General features: G+C 60.8%; 23 protein-coding genes. 17 read left to right on the top strand and 6 right to left on the bottom strand.

What is annotated here, in order from left to right; genetic code table 11:
• Positions 1-168: 168 nt before the first annotated feature.
• The 3 genes from ACT3RW_RS16470 (at position 169) to ACT3RW_RS16460 (ending at position 2,709) form a co-directional block, all read left to right on the top strand.
• Complete coding sequence (locus tag ACT3RW_RS16470; protein WP_444614494.1) at positions 169-510, top strand: DUF1801 domain-containing protein; 342 nt, start codon at positions 169-171, stop codon at positions 508-510.
• 81 nt (positions 511-591) lie between these two features.
• Positions 592-2,202 carry an AMP-binding protein gene (locus tag ACT3RW_RS16465; RefSeq protein ID WP_444614493.1) on the top strand — a complete coding sequence of 537 codons (1,611 nt, stop codon included), beginning with the start codon at positions 592-594 and terminating at the stop codon, positions 2,200-2,202.
• A gap of 42 nt (positions 2,203-2,244) precedes the next feature.
• Positions 2,245-2,709 (top strand): GNAT family N-acetyltransferase, encoded by a 465-nt coding sequence (locus ACT3RW_RS16460; RefSeq protein WP_444614492.1) that lies wholly within the window; start codon positions 2,245-2,247, stop codon positions 2,707-2,709.
• Positions 2,710-2,716: 7 nt separating this feature from the next.
• Here ACT3RW_RS16460 and ACT3RW_RS16455 read toward each other — a convergent pair whose 3' ends face one another.
• Both ACT3RW_RS16455 and ACT3RW_RS16450 read right to left on the bottom strand, forming a co-directional pair.
• Complete coding sequence (locus tag ACT3RW_RS16455) at positions 2,717-4,207, bottom strand: SulP family inorganic anion transporter (RefSeq protein WP_444614491.1); 1,491 nt, start codon at positions 4,205-4,207, stop codon at positions 2,717-2,719.
• Positions 4,208-4,366: 159 nt separating this feature from the next.
• Positions 4,367-4,837, bottom strand: coding sequence for a hypothetical protein (locus ACT3RW_RS16450; protein ID WP_102599333.1), 471 nt, complete (start codon positions 4,835-4,837; stop codon positions 4,367-4,369).
• Between the two features lie 566 nt (positions 4,838-5,403).
• On the opposite strand from ACT3RW_RS16450, the gene ACT3RW_RS16445 reads away from it, so the two are divergent.
• Both ACT3RW_RS16445 and ACT3RW_RS16440 read left to right on the top strand, forming a co-directional pair.
• Complete coding sequence (locus tag ACT3RW_RS16445; RefSeq protein WP_180993170.1) at positions 5,404-5,568, top strand: hypothetical protein; 165 nt, start codon at positions 5,404-5,406, stop codon at positions 5,566-5,568.
• A 313-nt stretch (positions 5,569-5,881) separates the two neighbouring features.
• Positions 5,882-7,051, top strand: coding sequence for a glycerate kinase (locus ACT3RW_RS16440; RefSeq protein WP_441686315.1), 1,170 nt, complete (start codon positions 5,882-5,884; stop codon positions 7,049-7,051).
• A gap of 15 nt (positions 7,052-7,066) precedes the next feature.
• Here the strand turns inward: ACT3RW_RS16440 and ACT3RW_RS16435 are convergent, their stop codons facing one another.
• Positions 7,067-7,264 (bottom strand): hypothetical protein, encoded by a 198-nt coding sequence (locus ACT3RW_RS16435; RefSeq protein ID WP_441697004.1) that lies wholly within the window; start codon positions 7,262-7,264, stop codon positions 7,067-7,069.
• Positions 7,251-7,823 (bottom strand): NAD(P)H-binding protein, encoded by a 573-nt coding sequence (locus tag ACT3RW_RS16430; protein ID WP_444614490.1) that lies wholly within the window; start codon positions 7,821-7,823, stop codon positions 7,251-7,253. Before ACT3RW_RS16430 ends, ACT3RW_RS16435 begins: the two co-directional genes overlap by 14 nt.
• Before the next feature lie 183 nt (positions 7,824-8,006).
• Here ACT3RW_RS16430 and ACT3RW_RS16425 point away from each other — a divergent pair, with 183 nt between their 5' ends.
• Positions 8,007-8,555: a hypothetical protein gene (locus ACT3RW_RS16425; protein WP_013350593.1), complete on the top strand. Its 549-nt coding sequence runs from the start codon at positions 8,007-8,009 to the stop codon at positions 8,553-8,555.
• Between the two features lie 86 nt (positions 8,556-8,641).
• On the opposite strand, the gene ACT3RW_RS16420 is transcribed toward ACT3RW_RS16425, so the two are convergent.
• Positions 8,642-8,824 (bottom strand): hypothetical protein, encoded by a 183-nt coding sequence (locus ACT3RW_RS16420; protein WP_013350592.1) that lies wholly within the window; start codon positions 8,822-8,824, stop codon positions 8,642-8,644.
• Positions 8,825-8,950: 126 nt separating this feature from the next.
• Between ACT3RW_RS16420 and ACT3RW_RS16415 the strand changes: the two genes are divergently transcribed.
• The 5 genes from ACT3RW_RS16415 (at position 8,951) to ACT3RW_RS16395 (ending at position 13,114) form a co-directional block, all read left to right on the top strand.
• On the top strand, positions 8,951-10,012 hold the full coding sequence (locus tag ACT3RW_RS16415; protein WP_443449046.1) for a CdaR family transcriptional regulator: 1,062 nt from the start codon (positions 8,951-8,953) through the stop codon (positions 10,010-10,012).
• A gap of 292 nt (positions 10,013-10,304) precedes the next feature.
• On the top strand, positions 10,305-11,666 hold the full coding sequence (locus ACT3RW_RS16410) for a GntP family permease (RefSeq protein ID WP_441687516.1): 1,362 nt from the start codon (positions 10,305-10,307) through the stop codon (positions 11,664-11,666).
• Between the two features lie 3 nt (positions 11,667-11,669).
• Positions 11,670-11,945, top strand: a complete 276-nt coding sequence (locus tag ACT3RW_RS16405; RefSeq protein WP_013350589.1) for a hypothetical protein — start codon at positions 11,670-11,672, stop codon at positions 11,943-11,945.
• Between the two features lie 108 nt (positions 11,946-12,053).
• Entirely contained in the window at positions 12,054-12,887 is an 834-nt protein-coding gene (locus ACT3RW_RS16400) for an alpha/beta fold hydrolase (protein ID WP_013350588.1), read from the top strand.
• Positions 12,833-13,114, top strand: a complete 282-nt coding sequence (locus tag ACT3RW_RS16395; RefSeq protein WP_081461196.1) for a 4-hydroxyphenylacetate 3-hydroxylase C-terminal domain-containing protein — start codon at positions 12,833-12,835, stop codon at positions 13,112-13,114. The genes ACT3RW_RS16400 and ACT3RW_RS16395 overlap by 55 nt, the downstream gene beginning before the upstream one ends.
• A gap of 101 nt (positions 13,115-13,215) precedes the next feature.
• Here the strand turns inward: ACT3RW_RS16395 and ACT3RW_RS16390 are convergent, their stop codons facing one another.
• Positions 13,216-14,139: a hypothetical protein gene (locus ACT3RW_RS16390; RefSeq protein ID WP_013350587.1), complete on the bottom strand. Its 924-nt coding sequence runs from the start codon at positions 14,137-14,139 to the stop codon at positions 13,216-13,218.
• Positions 14,140-14,831: 692 nt separating this feature from the next.
• On the opposite strand from ACT3RW_RS16390, the gene ACT3RW_RS16385 reads away from it, so the two are divergent.
• Genes ACT3RW_RS16385 through ACT3RW_RS16360 form a run of 6 tightly spaced genes read left to right on the top strand, consistent with a single transcriptional unit; the run spans position 14,832 to position 20,702 of the window.
• Positions 14,832-15,488, top strand: a complete 657-nt coding sequence (locus ACT3RW_RS16385; protein WP_102599338.1) for an isochorismatase family protein — start codon at positions 14,832-14,834, stop codon at positions 15,486-15,488.
• Positions 15,485-16,243 carry an SDR family oxidoreductase gene (locus ACT3RW_RS16380; protein ID WP_013350585.1) on the top strand — a complete coding sequence of 253 codons (759 nt, stop codon included), beginning with the start codon at positions 15,485-15,487 and terminating at the stop codon, positions 16,241-16,243. Before ACT3RW_RS16385 ends, ACT3RW_RS16380 begins: the two co-directional genes overlap by 4 nt.
• 52 nt (positions 16,244-16,295) lie before the next feature.
• The gene (locus ACT3RW_RS16375) at positions 16,296-17,477 is read left to right on the top strand and encodes an isochorismate synthase (protein ID WP_013350584.1); all 1,182 of its coding nucleotides are present in this window, start codon (positions 16,296-16,298) and stop codon (positions 17,475-17,477) included.
• The gene (locus ACT3RW_RS16370; RefSeq protein WP_444614489.1) at positions 17,474-19,123 is read left to right on the top strand and encodes a (2,3-dihydroxybenzoyl)adenylate synthase; all 1,650 of its coding nucleotides are present in this window, start codon (positions 17,474-17,476) and stop codon (positions 19,121-19,123) included. The genes ACT3RW_RS16375 and ACT3RW_RS16370 overlap by 4 nt, the downstream gene beginning before the upstream one ends.
• Entirely contained in the window at positions 19,120-20,460 is a 1,341-nt protein-coding gene (locus tag ACT3RW_RS16365; RefSeq protein ID WP_013350582.1) for a lysine N(6)-hydroxylase/L-ornithine N(5)-oxygenase family protein, read from the top strand. The genes ACT3RW_RS16370 and ACT3RW_RS16365 overlap by 4 nt, the downstream gene beginning before the upstream one ends.
• Positions 20,457-20,702 carry a phosphopantetheine-binding protein gene (locus tag ACT3RW_RS16360; protein ID WP_013350581.1) on the top strand — a complete coding sequence of 82 codons (246 nt, stop codon included), beginning with the start codon at positions 20,457-20,459 and terminating at the stop codon, positions 20,700-20,702. Before ACT3RW_RS16365 ends, ACT3RW_RS16360 begins: the two co-directional genes overlap by 4 nt.
• Positions 20,703-20,718 lie beyond the last annotated feature (16 nt).

Raw genomic sequence — 20,718 nt, 5'->3', positions numbered from 1 at the left:
AAATTTTCCTGCTGCCCACCGACGGTTTGGACTGAATTTGCGCGGTTTTATGGCCTTCGGGCCGATGGTTATGGGATCGTTAGGTAGTGGCCAGAAAGTCACGGTTTGGCCACACGATGACGGCGCAAAATCTGCGCTTTTCGGTAAGACTTTAGAGGAGATACGACGATGATTTTTGGCAAAAAGGGCGATGAGGCAGTTCGCAACAAACTCGGTTCGGCGCCAGCACCTTATGGCCAGATTGCGCTGCGCTTGCACGAGCTGATTAGCCAGAGCGCTCCTTCGCTTGAACCAATCGTTCGCTGGGGCCTGCCGTTCTACGTTAAAGACGGAAAGGATGTCTGCTACATCAAGCCAGACAAGGAATATGTGGTCTTTGGTTTTGGTGAAGTAGTGAACCCGGCGTTTGAAGAAGGTGCGCACATGCACCCTGTGGCTTGGACGATCACCTCACTTGACGATGCCACCGAAGAGAAGATTCGCGCGTTGCTCCAGAAGGCTGCCGGCTGATAGTTGGCAGGTTGATGGCCCCGGACTATTGTCTAAAATGTGACTCAGTACACAATTTAGAACAGGTTGAAGGGTGTCCAGATGAAGTCCTATGCCAAGGGCGAGAGCGAACCGAAGCTACTAGATGAGACGATTGGCGCTAATTTTGAGCGCACGGTGGCCCGTCTGGGAACTGCCGAGGCGTTGGTGGAATCTAGTAGCGGGCGACGCTTCAGTTGGCAGCAGCTGGATGATCAAATCAACTCTCTAGCCAAGGGCATGATCGCCGCGGGACTCAATGCGGGGGATCGCGTAGGAATCTGGGCACCAAACTGCGCCGAATGGGTTTTTACCCAATACGCCACGGCAAAGATTGGCGTCATTTTGGTGAACGTGAACCCGGCCTACCGCACCCATGAATTCGCCTACGCGGTCAACCACAGTGGGCTGCGGATGCTGATGGCCGCGACCGAGTTTAAGACCAGCAACTACCGAGCAATGGTGGAGCAAACGCGCACCGATACTCCGGGACTAGAACGCGTGGTGTACCTGGATACCGATGACTGGCAGCAGCTACTTGATGAGGGTTCATCCGTCCAGGACGCGCAACTAGCGGCTCGACTGGCCGCCACCAAACCCGAAGACCCTATCAATATCCAGTACACCTCGGGTACCACGGGATACCCCAAAGGTGCCACGCTCAGCCACCGTAATATCCTGAATAATGGCCATCAGGTCACCGGCATGATCGATCTGGATGAGCACGACCGGCTGTGCATTCCGGTGCCGTTTTATCACTGCTTCGGCATGGTGATGGGCAATCTGGGCTGTACCTCGCGCGGTGTCACGATGATCATTCCGGCCCCGGGCTTTGACGCGGAAACCACCCTGCGTGTGGTGGCAGAGGAAAAGTGCACCGGCCTGTACGGGGTGCCTACAATGTTCATCGCCATGCAAAACCACCCCAAGTTTGCCAACTACGATCTCTCTGCGCTGCGCACCGGAATTATGGCCGGCTCCATCTGTCCGGTAGAAGTGATGCGCCGCTGCGTTGAGGATATGGGGATGAGCGCGGTATCTATCGCCTACGGCATGACCGAAACCAGTCCGGTTTCTTGTCAGACCCGCAGCGACGATGACTTTGAGCGTCGCACGGCCACCATCGGCCGGGTGCACCCCCACGTGGAAATCAAGGTGGTCGATCCGCTGAGCGGTGAAACTCTTGAGCGCGGGGAAACCGGCGAATACTGCACCCGAGGTTATTCGGTGATGCTCGGCTATTGGCAGGATGAGGAAAAGACCAAAGCGGCCATCGACGATGAGGGTTGGATGCATACCGGCGATCTGGCGGTGATGCGCGAGGATGGCTACTGCACCATCGTGGGCCGAATTAAGGACATGATCATCCGTGGCGGCGAGAATATCTACCCGGCAGAAATTGAGGAGTTCCTCTACCAGCACCCGGATATCGAGGACGTGCAGGTTATCGGTGTACCCGATGAAAAGTATGGCGAGGCAGTGTGCGCCTGTCTGCGCATGAAAGCCGGACGAGCACCACTGGATATTGATGCGCTGCGGGAATACTGCGCGGGGCAATTGGCGCACTTTAAAGTTCCGGCCTATGTGCAGATCGTTGAAGATTTCCCCACCACGGTCACCGGCAAGATTCGCAAAAATCAGTTGCGTGAGGATGCTGCGAAATTGTTGAAATAGGACGGACACCGCTGTGAAATCTGCGCGTGGCAGGCTAGGGCCATGGATATCAAGGTGGTCGAAGCTGATCCGCTCGACGAATCGATACAGGCCATGGTGCGCCAGCATTTGGCCGACATGGAGCCCACTGCGCCGACCGAAAGCCGGCACGCTTTGGATTCCACCAAGCTAGGGACAGAGAACATCTTCATGTTCCAGGTCTGCGTCGGTGAAACGGCCATTGCCATGGGTGCGTTTAAGGATCTGGGAGAGCACGTGGCGGAGCTGAAAAGCATGCGCGTTTCTCCGGAATTCCGCGGACGCGGGATCGGTCGACGACTGCTTGATGAGTTGATCAGCTGCGCGGCACAACGCGGCTTTACTCGGTTATATCTAGAGACCGGAACGCATCCATACTTCACTGCCGCCCGGCGCATGTACCAAGCCGCCGGTTTTGGTTTGTGCCCACCGTTCGGGGACTATCAGCTGGATCCGAACAGCGTCTTCTACCAGCGCGCCATCGGCTAGTGGCAGGCTAGTTCAGCTTGCCGCCCAGCCGGTCCGCCATCTTTTGGCTGGCCTCATTTAGCCCCCGAATTTCCACGGTCTTGCCATAGTTCTGGTACTTGGTGCGGATCGAGTCCATCGCCGCGATGGTCGAAGCATCCCAGAGGTGCGACGAGCTGAGGTCAATGACGATCTGCGCAGGATCTTCGGCGTAGTGGAACTGGGTGTACAGGTCGTTGGAGGAAGCGAAGAACAGCTCTCCGTTGACCTCGTACAACACCTGTTCGCCGGTGACGGTCCGAGTTACCGCGACCATATGGGCCACCCGGTTGGCAAAGAGCACCATCGCGGACAAGATGCCCACACCAACGCCGATAGCCAGATTGTGGGTGGCCACGGTGAGCACCACGGTGATGGTCATGACAAAGGTTTCGCTCTTGGGCATCAGCTTCAGCGTGCTGGGTTTGATGCTGTGCCAGTCAAAGGTGGTCGCCGAAACCACGATCATCACCGCGACCAGCGCTGCCATCGGGATCTGCGCCACCACGTCGCCCAGCAGCACCGCTAGCAGCAGCATGAAAATGCCGGCGAAGGCGGTGGAAATGCGGGTGCGTCCGCCGGAGACCTTCACGCCCACCATGGTCTGGCCGATCATCGCGCAACCGCAGATCCCGCCGAAGAACCCGGTGATGATGTTCGCCGTGCCCTGCGCCCAAGACTCGCGCGTTTTGCTTGATGGGGTGTCGGTGATGTCATCGACCAGCTTGGCTGTGAGCAACGATTCGAGCAAACCCACAAAGGCCACGGCAATTGCGTAGGGGGCGATGATCTTCAAGGTTTCGGTGTTCAGTGGTACCCCGGGAAGATGTAAAAGCGGCAGTGAATCGGGCAGCTCTCCCTTATCGCCCACCGTGGGCACGGAGACCTTCGCGAAGATGGTGATCGCGGTGAGCACCACGATGGCGATCAGCGGCGCCGGCACCGCCTTGGTGATCTTCGGGAAGTAGCAGACGATGGCCACGCCGAGGACCACCAGCGGGTAGACCATCCACGGGACATTGCGCAGCTCTGGCATCTGCGCCCAGAAAATCGAGATGGCCAGGCCGTTGACGAAACCGATCATCACCTGGCGCGGGATGAAGCGCAGCAGCTTGGCCACGCCCAGCACGGCCAGCGTGACCTGGATGATGCCGGCCAGCACCACCGCCGCGAAGAGATATTCCACTCCGTGGGTGCGCACCAGCGGGGCAACCACCAGTGCCACTGCGCCGGCGGCCGCGGAAATCATCGCCGGGCGCCCGCCGGTGATCGCGATGACCACAGACATGGTGAACGATGCGAAGATGCCTACGCGCGGGTCCACTCCGGCGATCACGGTGAACGCGATGACCTCTGGGATCAGCGCCAGGGAAACGACCAGGCCGGCGAGCAGTTCGGTTTTCAGCAGGCGCGGGGTCTTCAGGGTGCGCAGCACCGATTGCCGTTGCAGGGGCGTCAATTCAGTGGTCGCGGTACTCACCGGGGCTCCGTTTCGTCAGGTGTCCCAGGGAAAGAAAAGTGGGAACCCGTCTACGTTATCGCACCTACGCCCAATCGGGCTCAGGGCTGCAGATCGGACGCAGGCGCTGACCGTCATTCGGGAGGTACGCGCTCGCCGGTAGGCAGGAGAGGAGATTGGTCAGTGGCCAGTGTCCAGAAGCTCTCCGACGCCGCGAAGGTTGATTTCACCGACGGTGACTCTGTGCAGATATTGATCTGGTGCTTCTTGTTCAGCACTGTCCCGACTGCAATACAGGGCCGTAGGCTGCGGAGACCCCATGATCCCGAAGACTGGATTCCCATCGACATCCTCGTCGTACGGCAACAAAGTAGTGTGCGTGAGATACAGAATGCTGCCTGTTGCCACGTCCATGCCTTCAGCGTTCTTCACCGTTCGGGCTTCCCAGCTGACTTCAGTTTCCGGGCACTTTTCCTGGATCTCAAAGCATTCACGCTCATTGGCCACGACCGCAATTATTGGCTCTATATGTTCCAGATCTGGAAATGGGCTGGGTTGTTTGCCATAGACAACGTAGACCGACAGTTCCTCTGCATATTTCGGGCTAAGGCGATTCTTGATGCTTGACAGGATGCTGCTCAGAGGCGGCATGGGTCCCCCATTCTGTACAGGAACATACGCACCAGCATAGTAAGTCGCGCCATTTTAAATTAGAAATCCCGGCGAATTGCTTCGCCGGGATTTCTCGATCATCACTCGCACCTTCATGAGGTACTTACAAATATAGGAGGCAAAGCTATGCCGGTGCTGAGCGCCGACTGCAGATTAGGGGAGGATCGTGCCGCCGGTTGCCTCCAGGAAGAGTTCCTTGTCGTGAGTCGCAGGTCGCAGGGTGCCGGAAATAATTTCAACGGCCCTCGTGCAGTTCGCGGTTTCGAGAATTGCCGGAAGCAGGCAAATGGTTTTGGATACAGGAACTGGCACTGTCGCAAGACCGACAGTGCCAGTTTCCGCGTCATCACTCGCACCTTCATGAGGTACTTATAACTCTAGAGCGGCAGTCTGTGGATGCTATAAGCATGCACTGCGCGTAGGCCATGCATCGGGCAAGATGCTTGTTGTTAGCCAGCAACTCCGGCTGGTGAACTGAGCAATGCCCTGCGCCTGGATCATTCAACCCTGCAGCGCCAAGCGACTGCGGCCATCAGGAAGGATACTTGGAACGCATTGCAGATCCCCAGGGAAATGTTGCCCGCAAGATCTGTCTGACCGCCATGGGCGCTGAGCGGTTGCCGGATTCCCGTGCGCTGTCCATCGCCTCGCTGGAACAAACCCTGGGGATTGGCGCCCTGCGGGCATCGGGCAGTTCGTCAAGTACCTGAATCGCTTCAACAGCTCGATCGAAGAGTGCAGCGAAGCCAAAATAGCTTAAAGAGAAGTTCCCGTTGGGCAATCTCCAACGGGAACTCCTACGATCATCACTCGCACCTTCAAGAGGTGTTTACAACACTACTGGCGGTTTCTGTGCCGGCCCTTTGGCTCAGCTACGCATATTCGATGCTTCGGCACAGGCAGGCCGCACAGAACGCGGTTGGGCGAAATGCACATAGATCCACGGGTGGCCCCGAGCGAAATTTGGTCAAATCTCCATAGGCTCGCCATCCGGTTCTCCCTATGCTGGGAAGCATGACTCCAATGCAGAAGCCAGCGCCCGCAGCTACCCGTCCGTTGAACGTGGCCATCGTGCCTGATTCCTTCAAGGGCAGTGCGCGAGCCAGCGAAGTGGCCGCGGCCCTTGCCGACGGCTTCGCCAAGGGAGCGGCCAGCCGCAAGCGCGACGTCGAGATCACCGCGGTGCCCTTCGCCGATGGCGGAGAAGGCACCCTCGAAGCGTTGATCGATGCCTGGGGCACCGAAGCAATCAGCGTGCAGACCACCGACGCCCTGGGCCGCCCTGTCGAGTCCAGGCTGGGGCTATCGGCCGACGGGAAGATCGCCGTGGTCGAAGCAGCCGAAGCCGCCGGCCTGCCGCAGGTCAGCGACGTCGAACGCCGGCCGCTGGAGGCAACGACCTACGGCCTGGGAGCGCTGGTCTCCCGGGCCCTGGAACTGGGCGTTTCGCAGATCATCTTGTGCTTGGGCGGCTCGGCCACCACCGACGGCGGCACCGGGTTGCTCGCTGCCCTCGGTGCCAGCTTCCTGGACGCCGACGGCGCGAAGCTGCCCGCCGGGGGCGGAACGCTGCAGAACCTGGCCGCCATCGACGCTTCGGGGCTTGACCCACGGGCGGCGAACGTCCAATGGCAGATCGCCTGCGATGTCACCAACCCGCTGCTCGGCGCCAAGGGCGCGGCCGCGGTTTTCGGTCCGCAGAAGGGCGCCAGTCAGGAGCAGGTGCAGCTCCTGGATGCCGGCCTGGCCCGGCTGGCCGATGTGCTGGAGGCCGATACCGGGCGCAAGGTGCGCGAGCAGCCGGGCATGGGCGCGGCCGGCGGCTTGGGCATCAGCCTCGGATCCTACTTCCAGGTGGATCTGGTCCCCGGATGGGATTTGGTGGCCAAAGTGCTCGGCGCCCACGGCATCCTGCAGGGCGCGGATCTGGTGCTGACCGGAGAAGGCAGGCTGGATTCGCAGTCGCTGGACGGGAAAGTGGTGTCCGGGGTGCTGCAGGCGGCCGGCGAGAACGCCGAGGTGATCGTGGTCGCCGGCTCAGTGGACCTGCCGGACGAGCAGCTGGAGGAGTCCGGGATCCTGGCCGCCCATTCCATCGCCCCGGGGCCGGCAACCCTGGCAGAGCTCTCCGCGCAGACCTTGTCGCTGGTGGAGCGCACCGCATTCAGCGTGGCGCGCACGTACCTGAGGTAGCCGGTACGTTCGGCATCAGCCGGCGGCGCGCAGGTACTCCTCGAGAGAGATTGGCGGGGTGCCGGTGATGATTTCGACGTGGTTGCTCACCTTTGACATCGCATTGCTGGCTATGGCCGTGTAGGTGCTGACCCAGGCGCCCAACTGCCAGACCGGTGCCCCAAAAGCAGCCCGCGAGGCGTAGGCTTCTTCGATGGTTTCATTGTGGAACACGATCCGCCGGATCCGCGAGCACGGCGGCCGCAGTCCGCGCCACGTCGGCCCGGGCGACCGGGACGAAGCGTCCCTCGCCTGCCGGTCCGCGGATGATCCCGTCTTGCCCGGCAAGGTCCGGCATGAGGTCCTGGTAGAAGCTGTCGCGCAGGAAGGTCCAGCGCACCCCGGAGTCCTCCAGATATTGCTCGGTGGCGTGGTGCTCGCGGGCCAGGGTGAACTGCGCATCGGGCGACGCGGCGGAAAAGGACGTATAGACAACATGCTTCACCCCGGCCTTGCTGGCCGCGTCGATGAAGGCACGGTGCAGATCCATCCGCCGCGGGCCCTCGGGGGCGGAGACCATGAAGAGCACCTCAACGCCGTCAAGGACCTCGGCGCTGGCGGACTGGTCGCCATAATCGAACTGCCGCACCTCGGCATCGGGCAGATCCGGGGCCTTCGACGGCGTGCGCGCCAGCAGGCGCTGGGCGATCCCGAGATGGGCGAGATCCTGGGCCACCAGGGATCCGAGCGCTCCGTTGGAGCCGGTGACTGCAATGCTTGGCGTGGATCTCATGGCTGCTCGATTCCCTTCTGGTGCAATGGCCAGTGCCAGCCTAGGCGCGCTGGACCCCATCCGATGCCCCGGCTCTGGAACCATGCCGCTGGCTGAGGTCTCAGCCGAGAGGTTGAGACCGGCTGCGCGGAGTTACCCCAGCATGCCGATGTTCAGTTGCGGGTGAATTTCTACGATTGAATCATGAACAAGAATAGGTACCTCGCCGTTGGCTCACTGAGCATCATTTCTGCACTACTGCTATCTGGATGCAGTGTCAGCGATCTGTTGTCGGACAAGCTGGATGAATCCACCACTAGAACAGCGGAATCCTCCAGCGAAGCTGTTGCAAATGGCCTCTTGCCGAACTGGGTTCCAGACGGCGGAACCAATATCGAGCTGGTGCAACGCAACACAGGCAACGAACGTATTTTCGTAATGGATTATGAAGGCAAACTCAGCGATGGCCAGTGCACAACTTTGAGCCAAGTCGGAGATCCAACCGATGAAGAATTGGCTCGGGCCTACGCTTCCGACCCGCGTACCAAGGATCTGGAAGCAGAAGAAATATCCACAACGAGAACCCTGGATGCAGAGTGGTGGCCAGACAATGCCCAAGAGCGCACTACTGATCTCTGCGGACGATTCTGGGTCCACCAAGCCGACGGAAAGCTCTATGCCTTTGCCCCTGACTTGGTCGCCCAGGTGCAGGCAATAGAGAAAGAGCGCGCGGCGGCCGAGAACAGCAAGTAGCTTTCTATTGGCAAGCCATGATCTGCAGGCCACCTCGACTCTGAATTTGAGGGTGGCCTGCGATTTTGCGTTTCGAGCGTTACTTTTTAATTATTGGTATTCGGACTCAAACGTGTTGCATACGCAATGCAGCTGGCCAACCCGAGGAAGCTGAGCAGAACTGCAACGAAACCGAGTAGGCCGGGCAGTTGCTGGCTCCAGGTCATATTTAACGTCACGAGCAGCGCTACCAAAAATCCTCCGGTCAGATAGCTGATAGCTGAACTCATGATTAACCTTCCGTGGGCAGAACTTGCTTCAGTGAGCCTAGCATCTCGACGTATGGGAGGCTAAGACCTTTCGTAGTTGTTTTGGGCATCCGCGTATGCGTTGAAGCCGGCGGCTAGGATGAAGTCATGAATCAAAAGGAGCAACCCCGGCTGGCCAGCGCGTTGGCGCAAAAGGTCGTCGACACGATCGCTCCAACCATCAACCGCAACGTGAACATCATGAATGCGCACGGAGTCATCATTGCTTCGACCGATGCCGCGCGAATCGGTACCCGCCACGAAGGCAGCGCCGAGGCGATCAGCCGCAACGGCATCATCCGGGTCAGCCTGGCTGACGGTTCCGCTGGAATGCAGCCAGGGGTCAATGTCCCTCTGACGCTGAACGGCCAGCTGTGCGGAGTTGTCGGCGTGACCGGTGTTCCGCATGAGGTGGAGCCGCTGGCCGGCCTGATTGCATTGACAGTGCAATTGCTCTTCGCACAGGACTACGAGCACTCGCGCAGTGCGCGCCGCGAGACCGAAGCCCGCGACATCATTTCTGCGCTGATCGCAGGCCGCGTTGCCCCCGAAGTCATCGACCGCTCGCTGGCGGCCAACGGCTTGCGCGGGCCGAAACGCATCGAAGCCTGGTTCCCGCGAAGTTCCGAGAATCCGTTGCTTGAAGAACCAGCCAAGGAACATCACCGCACGTCTTGGATCAGCCTTTCCGGTGCGTACTGGAGGATTTGCACAGCCCAAGGTCCGGCTTTCGCTGCAGAACTCATGGACGGAGAACGGTTCCTCGTGTCCATGCCGGTGGAGAAGGCAGCGGATCTCATGGCCGAGACCGAAGCGCTGCGCGTGCTGCTGGGCTATCCGGCGCTCGTGCCGCGCAAGGCCCAACGCCGGATGTGGAGCCGGGAAATAGCGGTGGCTATCGCCCGCACCCCAGCGCGCAGCCTGGAACATGCGGCTGCTCCAGCCCAACAGCTAAACGAGGAACAGGCCAAGACCCTCTTGGTAGTTTCGACGGCTGCGTCGATGAGCCAAGCGGCCAAGGATCTGCATATCCACCGCAACACTCTGGTGCAGCGGCTGGAACGGATCAGCCAGGTCAGCGGTGTGGACATCCGGCATTCCAGCGAGTCCCTGAAAGTCCAGCACGCGATTTACGCGAGAGTGGCCTTGGGCCAACTGCATATTTTCTAGTTCCCGAGAACCGCGGTGGTGGCCTCTGGACTGCACTTAGCGGGCTATTTGCACACATCAGCCGCTATCGATTCTGGGAAAATATGGTCTTGCGCCCATAGGTATTATGTACAGTTTTTCCTAATATTGGCAGGATGATCGATTTTTGCGCCTGAAATCCGTGGAGGCACGGCGGTATCTAAACCAATGGGCAAAGCTTTGAGCAGCTTTGCCGACAGGGCTGATCCGCCGGTTGCGCCAAGGTGGGCCGGGCGCAGAGAACTACCGATATTGGCAAAGGAGCCAACTTACCGTGTATGAACTACTTGTTCTGCTGATCCTTGTAGTGGCCATCGTGATGGTCACCGCACGCTTCAAGATCAGCCCCTTCCTTGCCCTCATAGGCGCCGCGATCCTTGCCGCCTTTGCCTACCGCATCCCGCTGGCTGAAGTAGCATCGACGGTCACCACGGCCTTCGGCAGCACCATGGGCAATATCGGCTTGGTGATCCTTTTCGGCACGATGATCGGCGTCATTCTGGAGAAATCCGGTGCTGCCATCTCCATGGCAGATGCGTTGATCAAGGTTCTGGGTACACGATTCCCCAACCTGACCCTGTCGATCATCGGCTACATCGTTTCCATTCCGGTTTTCTGCGACTCGGGCTACGTGGTCCTCAACTCCCTTCGCAAAGCCATCACCTTGCGCACCGGTGTCTCGGCGCTGGCGACTTCTATCGCGCTGATGACCGGCCTGTATGCCACCCACACGATGGTGCCGCCAACTCCGGGCCCGTTGGCTGCTGCAGAAAGCATCGGCATTGCCGAGAATCTGGGTTTGATCATTGCAGTCGGACTGCCAGTTGCCGCGATCTCGGCCCTTGCAGGCTTGGCCTACGCCAGCCGGTTCAACAAGTCCAAGTGGACCCCGCTGCCCAGCGACGACGAGAATGACATCGCCGAACTCGACTACGAGCAGCTGCGTGCAAGCTTCGGCAAATTGCCTAGCCCGGCGATGGCATTCATGCCGATCCTTGTTCCCCTGGTACTGATCTGTGCCGCCTCCATTGCAAAGCTGCCATCGCACCCTATTGGCGAGGGAACGGCACTTGAGATCCTTTCCTTCCTTGGTACTCCGGTTATCGCGCTGATCTTCGGCCTGTTTGCCGCGACCTTCCTGTTGCGCGGTGGCAACAAGCTGTCGGACTTCAATGAGCAGATGAATGAAGCGGTGCGCACCGCCGCTCCGATCTTGCTGATCACAGGCGCCGGCGCTGGCTTCGGCGCGGTACTGGCCGCTTCGGACCTGACCACGATCCTTTCCGATTCACTCAGCGGACTGGGCTTGGGCCTGGCCGTGCCATTCTTGATCGCTGCTGCGCTGAAGTCCGCGCAGGGCTCGTCCACCGTTTCAATGGTGACCACTTCTGCTCTGGTCGCCCCGATGCTCGGTTCGCTTGGCTTGGATTCGCAGCTGGGCATGGTGCTTACCGTGCTGGCTGTCGGTGCCGGTGCAATGGTTGTTTCGCATGCAAACGACTCGTACTTCTGGGTTGTTTCGCAACTCAGCCGGATTCCGGTCATCACCGCGTACAAGACCTTGAGCGTGGCGACCGCCATCCAGGGCACCGCGGCATTTGGCACCGTGCTGGTGCTGGGTGCGGTGCTGCTCTAGACCTTGCCTGCAACGGGCCGCACCCCGGTGCGGCCCGTTGCATCGGACCTGTCGCTGCCCTGCCCGGGCCAGGCTGCTTCATGCCTGCTCCAGTGCTTCGCCGAATTTTTGTTCAACCACGGAATCGCTGTCGGCCAGGCCCGGCCCGTCGTCGAAGACCTCCAGGTCCCGAGCGGCATCAGCCTCCTCGGATTCTTCCCGCCGACGGCAGCTGACGCTGCCGCGCTGACGCTGCTGGAGCGCACCGCCTTCAGCGTCGCGTGCACCTATCTGAACTGAGGCCCCGCTGGCGCTTCGCGCCAAACCCTTGCCAGCCGGACCCGCCGATGCCTAGCGTGGGAGGCAGCGCGGCAAACCGCCGCACACCCCGTCGGCGAAAGGGCCAGCATGGCAACCGTGAAAGTGGCAGCAGAGAACACCACCGACATCGAGCTGTACTACGAGGACCACGGTTCCGGGCAGCCGGTGGTGCTGATCCACGGCTATCCGCTGGACGGATCCTCCTGGGAACTGCAGACCGCGGCGCTGCTCGGTGCCGGCTACCGGGTCATCACCTACGACCGCCGGGGCTTCGGCAAGAGCTCCAAAACCACCACGGGTTATGACTACGACACCTTCGCCGCCGACCTGAACACGCTGCTGGAAACCCTCGACGTGCAGGATGCCGTGCTGGTGGGCTTTTCCATGGGCACCGGCGAGGTGGCGCGCTACCTGTCCACCTACGGTTCCGGGCGCATCGCCAAGGCCGCGTTCCTGGGGTCGCTGGAACCGTTCATCCTGCAGACCGCGGACAACCCCGAGGGGGTGCCGCAGGAGGTCTTCGACCCGATGCTGGAGGCAGTGAAGAAGGACCGCTATGCGTTCTTCACCGGCTTCTTCCAGAACTTCTTCAACACCGAGACGTTCCTGGGCAGCCGGCTGAGCGAGGATGGGCTGGCCGCGAACAAGGCGCTGGCCTACGCGGCCTCGCCCTACGCCTCGGTCGCCGCCCAGCTGACCTGGGTCACCGACTTCCGCGAAGACATCCCCAAGATCGACGTGCCGGCGCTGATCGTGCACGGCACCGCGGACCAGATCCTGCCGATCGACGTCACCGGACGGCGCTTCGCCGCGGCGCTGCCGGCCGCCGAGTACCACGAGGTCGAGGGCGCGCCGCACGGGCTGCTGTGGACCCATGCCAAGGAGGTCAACGACCTGCTGCTGGGCTTCCTCTCCCGCTAGCCGGCTCCGAATTCGGCGGCCGCCGCGAGCTCTACGAGCGCAACTACTCGGGCAACCACGAGAACGTGCGCATCGAGATGCTGATGCACGCCAAGCAGTCCGGCGCCGTCCCCCTGATGAACGGCATGGTCGAACAGTGCATGGGCGAATACAACCTGGATGGCTGGACCGTTCCGGACCTGTTCAACAGCGACGACGTCAACGCCTTCATAAAGCGCGGGCGCTGACACACTAGTCCGCCTGCACGGAAGCCGGAGTCGTTTCCTTGGTGCGCAAGCATCGAAGGAACGGCTCCGGCTTTTTCCTGCGAAGCAAGCTGCGGGAATCCCTAGCCGGAGTAGGAGTTGGTGAATCCGGTCAGGACGCGTGTGCCCTGGGTGACCGTGGGCAGGGCATCCGGGGACGACTTGCTGACATAGTAGAGCCACACGTCGCCGGTCTTTGTCGTTGCGAGCAACGGGGCGGTCCGGATTCGGTTGCCCGTTTTGTCGGTGCAGTTTCCAGTGGAGAAGGATACGAAGTTCTGCCACGTGGCGGATCGGACTACCTTTGAGCTCCATTTCGTCGGCGTCGCCCGGGGGATCGTGTACTCCAGCAGGCGGCCGTCGGCGGCATTCGCGAGAAAGACGTCTGCCTGGTCGCCGTTGGATAGAGGCTTCGTCATCCAGTAGCTGAAGCCCTTGAGCGGCCACCATCCGCGCGGGGACACCTGAACTGTTCCGTACATGTTCGCGACGCCCTTCGACTGGGTGTAGCGCATGAGGGCGCCCTGGTCGGTGATCGCATAGGTATAGGTGACGCCGGTGGCGGTGTCGAACTTGTCGGTGACGACAACGTCGGTCATCGTGCGGATGCCGCCCCACGTTTTATTGACCGCGGTTGAGTCGTCCCCGTCCACCACATAGAGGGTGCCGGATGGGCTGGTCGCATATAGCACCGAGTCGTGACCGTTTTTCTTGACGATCGCTTTCGGGTTGAAGCCAAGTCCAGTGTGCTGCACCGGATTGACGTTGACGAAAGCGTCGATGCCCGGGCCGCCTGCACTCGATCCCGGCAAGGAGCCGTATTGGACTCCGCGCAAGGTTCCCGGAAACTCTGTGTCTGCCCGGGTCATGTCGGCGAAGCATGTCAGGCCGGCCGGTGCTTCAGGAGGTGGCGTTTCGGCTGAGGCTGGAGCGGCAAGCGGTACGGTGAGCGCCGCGGCAGCGACGGCGCCGATTGCGACTTTTGCGATCCCTCTAAGTTTAATCATTCATTTAGTATAAATCAGGGTATTTCAAGCTTCTAGAAAATTAACTACCGTTCAATGATTCAGCATTCTCGGCGGTGCGTCCGAACCTCCTTGCGCCACCGTGCGGCTTTTTGGGCAAGGGATCGCGTGAAATGCCGGCGCGTGATGGTGAGGCCTGGTCGGCCTAACTGTATGCGTATGCGCGGCCCTGTTGCGGGGAGATATTCCCGGCTGTCGCACGTTGCGCGTGTTGCGTGTCGCGGGGCGGGCTTCCTGTTGCCGCGGGGCTGACGAGGGCTTGATCGCGCGCCGCCTAGGCCGTGGTTTTTCGTAGGGGTCGAAGCCATTCTTTTGCGGGTGCTCGGCGCCCCTGCTCCGAGTTGCCGAGGCGCTGAAGAATCTCGGAATCCACGACTTTGTAGAGTAATTACAACATATCAACCTAATGCTATTCGGGGTTGTTGTAGCCGATTGAGTCCGCCGACACACTATTGATCGTCAGTATATTTTTCAAAACGTCGGTTGATGTACTTAGTAAGAACTGAATATTGCATTACTTTGAATGGGAACTTTTGCGCTATCAAGGGATGGGAAATTCTTGATCGACGTGATCATAGGTTACGTTCTCGTTGCTTAATTAGGTTAGCCTCATGTAAGGTTGCGAATCGTGGTCGCTCAGACCACAACCGAATACATACGCGAAAGGTGACGAAGTGGGACTTCCCTCGATTCCGGGATATCGACTACCGGACGGACAGTTGCCGGAACCACGAGTGACTTGGAAGGCGGACGCGCAACGTGCGGTCTTGCTAATTCATGACATGCAACGCTACTTTATCGAGGCTTTCGACCACGAAGATCCGCGGTCGCAAATCCGAGTTACGCTGAAAAATATTCGGGCTCTTCGCGATGCTGCTGATGATGCTGGCGTGCCAGTGGTCTACACAGCTCAGCCGCCGAATCAAAAGCCCGCGGATCGGGCTCTGCTCACCGATTTTTGGGGTACGGGGTTGACCAATGACGGTCGGGAAGAAATTACCCAGGAGCTTGCACCGCGAACCGGGGACCTGGTCCTCACGAAATGGCGCTACAGCGCATTCGCCAAGACCGAACTCCAGGAATGGATGCGCCAAGCCGGTCGAGACCAATTGCTTATCACCGGTGTGTATGCGCATATCGGTTGCCTGACAACCGCTCTGGACGCTTTCATGCGCGATATTCAGCCATTTTTCATTGCTGATGCGCAAGCGGACTTTTCCTTGGAAGAACATCAAATGGCTATCAACTACGGCTACGGGCGTTGTGCCTCTGTAGTCAACTCGGCGACGGTTCTTAAACAGATGCAGGCCGCATTGGTTGCGACTCGATGAACGACGTGGTCGCGAAACCGCTGATCGTGGTCACCGGCGCCTCCGGCGGAATTGGAAGTGCGGTGGCTGCCAAGCTCGGGGACTCCGGCTACTCGGTGCTTGCCACCGACCGGGCCGGTGACGATGTATTGACCGCCGATATCAGTTCACCGGAGGGAATTAGCGAACTCGAAGCCGCCATCGAACACCGGATTGAACGTGGGCAGGTTCTGGAAGGCCTGGTCAATGTGGCTGGGGTACTGCACCCGGGGAAACTCCTCGACCTCCAGCCGGAGCAGTGGGAGCACATGCAATCAGTTAACGCGCAATCGGTATTCCGAATGACACAGCTGGTTGCTCGTCTCATGATCGACCAGCGAGACCAGGATCCCGGCAACAGCCGCAGTATCGTGACAGTCAGTTCCAACGCAGGACGTACGCCCCGCTACGGCATGGCTGGGTATTGCGCCTCCAAAGCGGCCGCGACGATGGTCACGCGTTGTTTCTCCTTGGAACTTGCTGCCCACGGCATCCGCGCCAATGTTGTCAGCCCGGGATCCACTCGGACGGCCATGCTGCTCGGCATGAACGGTGAAGCGGAAATGAACCGGGCATCGGTTGCCGGAAATCCGGCTCAATTCAGGAACGGTATCCCGCTCGGCCGGATTGCCGATCCAGAAGATATCGCCGATTCGGTGGCATTCCTCCTATCGGCGAATGCCAAGCACCTGACTGGAATTGAACTGACAGTCGATGGCGGAGCAACACTTTCCTAGAACCGCTGCAGTTTCACGAATCAACTTCTCTACCCTCCAAGGACGCAAGAGCATGAAGACCCAGCTGCTGGAAAGCCATCACGAAGTAATCGCAAACGAAGATCCGTCGGCTCCTGCACCACGAACCGAGGCCGCTACATTCAGGTTTGCCTCCTACGGCCGTGCCTTGATCGGTCATGGCACCAAGGCGATCCTGGACGTTGAGAGGGCACGACGCTTGGGTCTCGGGCCGGCCGCACGCCAATTGCTTGCCGAGCAACCTCAGGGAAGCATCCTGGCAGGGGTTGTGCCGTTCGACCGCTCTGCCGACCCTTATCTCTTTGTCCCGCAGAACGTGGAAGACCTGCCGATGCGTGGATTAATGCACTATGGGAATGACACGTCGACGGTCACCGAAGTCGTTGGCGAGTACAACCCAACCTTTATCTGCGCAGCTGGCGCTGCCATTGACCAGATCAAAACAGGCGGCGTGGAAAAAGTCGTACTCGCTCGGTCGCTGGAAGTTTTCGCCGACGAAGACTGGAAGCCCGAAGCGGTCTGGCAGCAGCTGTACCAGCAGAATCCCGCCGGGCACAGTTTCACGATCAGCCTGCCTCAGGATGAGACAAGCATCGTCGGTAACAGTCCGGAACTCATCGCGGGAGTGCGCCGCGGCCAGTTGACCAGCCATCCGTTGGCTGGATCAGCTCCGCGACTCGCGAACCGGACCGAGGACCAGATGGCTGCGGCAGTTCTAGCCGGATCCGCGAAAAATCTGGCGGAACACGCGTTTGTTGTTCAACATATTTCTCAGGCGTTGCGCAGCGTCGCCAAGGACTTGATCGTGCCTTCCCTCCCGGATCTACTGCCCACCGGGCAAATGTGGCACCTCGGCACCCTGATTCGCGCCTCCCTGTATAAAGGGCTCGGATCCCTGGACGCCGCGCTGGCCATCCATCCGACGCCTGCCATCTGCGGGTCTCCTACTGCTGTCGCCCAAGCACTGATTTCAGAGTTGGAACCAGAGGACCGGGGATTTTACGGCGGATTGGTGGGATGGATGAACCAAGACGGTGAAGGCGAATGGGCGTTGCTGCTGCGCAGCGCCATGCTCACCGGCAACCGGGCGAAATTGCATGCCGGCGCGGGCATCGTCGCGGATTCGGACCCATTCGATGAACACAGCGAAACAGCAGCGAAATTCCGAACCATGCTTTGCGCCTTGGGCGTTGACCGCGAAGGAAGCAACCGATGAAACAACCACTAGTCGTCGATGATCCGATGCTGCAGGGCGTCATTCCCTACCCTTCCGATTTCGCCGAGCGGTATATTGCCGCCGGCTTCTGGGGCGGTCGGACGCTGGACCGCGTGCTGCGTGAAACTGCCCTGCGCAGGGGAGACCACCCCGCGGTGATCGACGGGGAACGAGTAGCCAGCTACGCCGAACTGATCAGTCGCGTTGATGTTTCGCAGGCCACGCTCTCTGTCCGGGGAATCAACGCGGGCGATCGAGTCATCATCCACGTGCCCAATGTGCTTGAATTCTTTGATGCCGTGTACGCGGTCATCTCAGTGGGGGCCATCCCGGTCTTCGCCGTGCACTCGCACCGCGCGAGCGAGTTGGAGCATCTTGTCCGTTCCTCGCAGGCGCAAATGCTGATCACCAGCAAGCAAATCCCTGGAATGGATCCGCAGGAACTCTCCGCAGAGATTACCAGCCGGCTGCCCTCATTGTCGCTCCTGCACGCTGAGGCCTTGTACGAGCAAGGCCTGGATCTGCTGGCCGACGGCTGGGAAGTCTCACGCGCGGGCTGCCCCCGCCCCGCGCATGCCGTGGCATTCCTGCAACTGTCTGGTGGCACCACTGGCCGGCCGAAGCTGATCCCGAAAACACACCGCGACTACGCCTATTCTTTCGAACGATCCGCGCAGATCTGCCACCTGGACGATGACACCGTTTACCTTTCCGGGATTCCGCTGGCCCACAATTTCGCCGCTAGCTCGCCAGGCTACATGGGAGTATTCGCCACCGGCGGGACAGTGATCTGCGCCGTGGACGGCAGTGCCGAGAGGATTTTCAGCCTCGTGGCTGAGCACCGGGTCACCGTGGTGGCGGCAGTGCCGCCGCTGGCCCTGGCTTGGCTGAACTCCTCCCAGAAGCATCGCTACGATCTGTCCAGCTGGCAGTTGCTGCAGGTGGGAGGCGCCAAGCTGGCCCGCGGTGTCGCCGAACGAGTGACCCCGGAACTAGGCTGCGCACTGCAACAGGTCTTCGGGATGGCGGAGGGCCTGGTCTGCTATACCCGGTTGGACGACGACCTGGAGACCGTCGTTTCCACCCAGGGCAAGCCGATGAGCGTGGCCGACGAAGTGCTGGTGCTTGACTCCGAGGGGAATCCGGTGCCGGACGGCACCCCCGGCAACCTCTGGGTGCGCGGTCCGTACACCTTCCGCGGCTACTACAACAACCCGCAGGCCAACGCCCAGTCCTTCACCCCGGACGGCTTCTACGGCTCCGGTGACATCGTGGTGAAAGACGCCCGCGGCTACCTGAGCGTGGTGGGACGGACCAAGGACGTTATCAACCGCGGCGGCGAGAAGATCAGCCCGGAGCAGATCGAGGCCGTGCTGCTGCGAAACCCCGCAGTGCACGATGTGTCGGTCATCGGAGTACCGGACGAGGCGCTGGGCGAACGAACGCACGCCTACGTGGTGCCGCGCGACCATACCACCCCTACCCGTGCCAAGACATTGCGGGCCTGGATGCGCACCGAGCATCTCGCAGAACACCATATACCGGATGTCATCACCGTAGTCGACGAACTGCCCAAGACCCATATTGGCAAGATCAGCCGCAATACCCTGCGCCCCGGCGCCAACCCATCGCAAGGAGAAGCATGAGCCGCCCCGAGATAACCGCCGACCAGAGTTACGACGTTGTGGGCCTGGGATTCGGACCGAGCAACATGGCCCTGGCCACCGCCATCCACGAGCACAACCGCGCTGTCGGGACCGAGCCCAGTCTGAAAGCACTGTTCCTCGACCGTGCCAGCGAGCCCGGCTGGCACAAGAACCTGCTGTTCGAGGATGCCAGCATGCAGGTGGCATTCGCCAAGGACCTGGCCAGCTTCCGCAATCCCACCAGCGAGCTGACCTTCATGAATTTCTTGCACACCCAGGGACGGCTGGAGGACTTCTTCAATCGCGGCTCCATGGCACCGCTGCGCATCGAGTTCGTGGCCTATCTGCGATGGGCCGCCGAGCAGCTGTCGGACTACGTGCGGTACTCGTCCGAAGTGGTCCGAGTGGTGCCGCGCACCAGCGGCGGGCGCATCACCGGCTATGAAGTGGATATCGCCGATGAGTCGGGAGTGCGCACGGTGGCTGCCCGGCATGTGGTGCTCGCCGGAGGGCTGCAACCGGTCTTTCCCTCCGGCGTGCGCTCCGGTGCGCGTGTCTGGCACAGCGCCGAGTTCCTGGAACGCGCCGCCGTACTGGATACCGCGGCCGTCCGTTCCGTCGCGGTGATTGGCGGCGGGCAGAGCGCGGCCGAGGTCATCGAGCAGATGTACCACCGCTGCCCGCAAGCGCAGATCCATTCGGTGATCTCCCGATTCGGCCTGATTCCCTCGGACGCGTCGGCCTACGCCAACCGGATTTTCGATCCGCTGGCCGTGGACGAGCTGTATGCGGCAGACCCCCAGGTGCGCCAGGAGCTCACCGAGGCTCACCGGAACACCAACAATTCCGTGGTCAACCCCAACACCATTGCCGCGCTCTACGATCTGGAGTACCGCGACAAGTGGCTGGGTGCGCAGCGGCTGAATTGGCACCGGGCGGCACGGGTGGACTCGGTGCGCGAAGACTACGGGACCCCCGGGGTGCAGCTGGGCCTGGACGAGGGGCTGGGCGACGGCGACGGGACGCTCGAGGTTGATGTGGCGATCTTCGCCACCGGATACCGCGCCCTGGACCCGACCACGCTGCTGGGCAGCCATGCCGGAATGCTGGTGCGGGACGACCTCGGGCGTCCCACGGCCCGCCGCGACTACAGTGCGCACACGGTCCTGCCTGACGACGCGAAGCTCTTCTTGGTGGGGCAGACCGAACACCAGCACGGGATCTCTGCGACGCTGCTGTCCAACGTGGCAGTGCGCGCAGGCGAAATTCTCGACTCCATCCTCGCCGCGGGCACCGACACCGCCCAGCCGTCCGAACACCGAAAGGCCCACGCATGAGCACCGCAGAACTCACCGAAGCGCGCATCTTGGCCGACCTTTCAGCCTGCGCGGGCCTGTTGGCGGAAGAGGTCGAACCCGGTGATGCCCTGGCGGACCTGGGCATCGACTCGATCCGCCTGATGAACCTGGTGGAGACTTGGCGTGCCGCCGGCGCGAATGTCGACTTCCCGCGACTGGCCGCCAGCGAAAACATCGAAGCCCTGATCGCGACCGTGCTGGACGCAGCCCCGGTACGTTAACGCCCACCTCCCCGCC

The sequence above is a fragment of the Glutamicibacter sp. AOP5-A2-18 genome (assembly GCF_052446055.1).
In the GTDB taxonomy this organism is placed as follows: domain Bacteria; phylum Actinomycetota; class Actinomycetes; order Actinomycetales; family Micrococcaceae; genus Glutamicibacter.
This window is presented reverse-complemented; position numbering and strand designations above follow the sequence as displayed.

Bases quoted from the DNA above. Each gene is read 5' to 3' on its own strand.
- ACT3RW_RS16470 (WP_444614494.1), top strand. From the start codon at position 169: ATGATTTTTGGCAAAAAGGGCGATGAGGCAGTTCGCAACAAACTCGGT.
- ACT3RW_RS16465 (WP_444614493.1), top strand. From the start codon at position 592: ATGAAGTCCTATGCCAAGGGCGAGAGCGAACCGAAGCTACTAGATGAG.
- ACT3RW_RS16460 (WP_444614492.1), top strand. From the start codon at position 2,245: ATGGATATCAAGGTGGTCGAAGCTGATCCGCTCGACGAATCGATACAG.
- ACT3RW_RS16450 (WP_102599333.1), bottom strand. From the start codon at position 4,837: ATGCCGCCTCTGAGCAGCATCCTGTCAAGCATCAAGAATCGCCTTAGC.
- ACT3RW_RS16440 (WP_441686315.1), top strand. From the start codon at position 5,882: ATGCAGAAGCCAGCGCCCGCAGCTACCCGTCCGTTGAACGTGGCCATC.
- ACT3RW_RS16430 (WP_444614490.1), bottom strand. From the start codon at position 7,823: ATGAGATCCACGCCAAGCATTGCAGTCACCGGCTCCAACGGAGCGCTC.
- ACT3RW_RS16425 (WP_013350593.1), top strand. From the start codon at position 8,007: ATGAACAAGAATAGGTACCTCGCCGTTGGCTCACTGAGCATCATTTCT.
- ACT3RW_RS16420 (WP_013350592.1), bottom strand. From the start codon at position 8,824: ATGAGTTCAGCTATCAGCTATCTGACCGGAGGATTTTTGGTAGCGCTG.
- ACT3RW_RS16415 (WP_443449046.1), top strand. From the start codon at position 8,951: ATGAATCAAAAGGAGCAACCCCGGCTGGCCAGCGCGTTGGCGCAAAAG.
- ACT3RW_RS16400 (WP_013350588.1), top strand. From the start codon at position 12,054: ATGGCAACCGTGAAAGTGGCAGCAGAGAACACCACCGACATCGAGCTG.
- ACT3RW_RS16390 (WP_013350587.1), bottom strand. From the start codon at position 14,139: ATGATTAAACTTAGAGGGATCGCAAAAGTCGCAATCGGCGCCGTCGCT.
- ACT3RW_RS16380 (WP_013350585.1), top strand. From the start codon at position 15,485: ATGAACGACGTGGTCGCGAAACCGCTGATCGTGGTCACCGGCGCCTCC.
- ACT3RW_RS16375 (WP_013350584.1), top strand. From the start codon at position 16,296: ATGAAGACCCAGCTGCTGGAAAGCCATCACGAAGTAATCGCAAACGAA.
- ACT3RW_RS16370 (WP_444614489.1), top strand. From the start codon at position 17,474: ATGAAACAACCACTAGTCGTCGATGATCCGATGCTGCAGGGCGTCATT.
- ACT3RW_RS16365 (WP_013350582.1), top strand. From the start codon at position 19,120: ATGAGCCGCCCCGAGATAACCGCCGACCAGAGTTACGACGTTGTGGGC.
- ACT3RW_RS16360 (WP_013350581.1), top strand. From the start codon at position 20,457: ATGAGCACCGCAGAACTCACCGAAGCGCGCATCTTGGCCGACCTTTCA.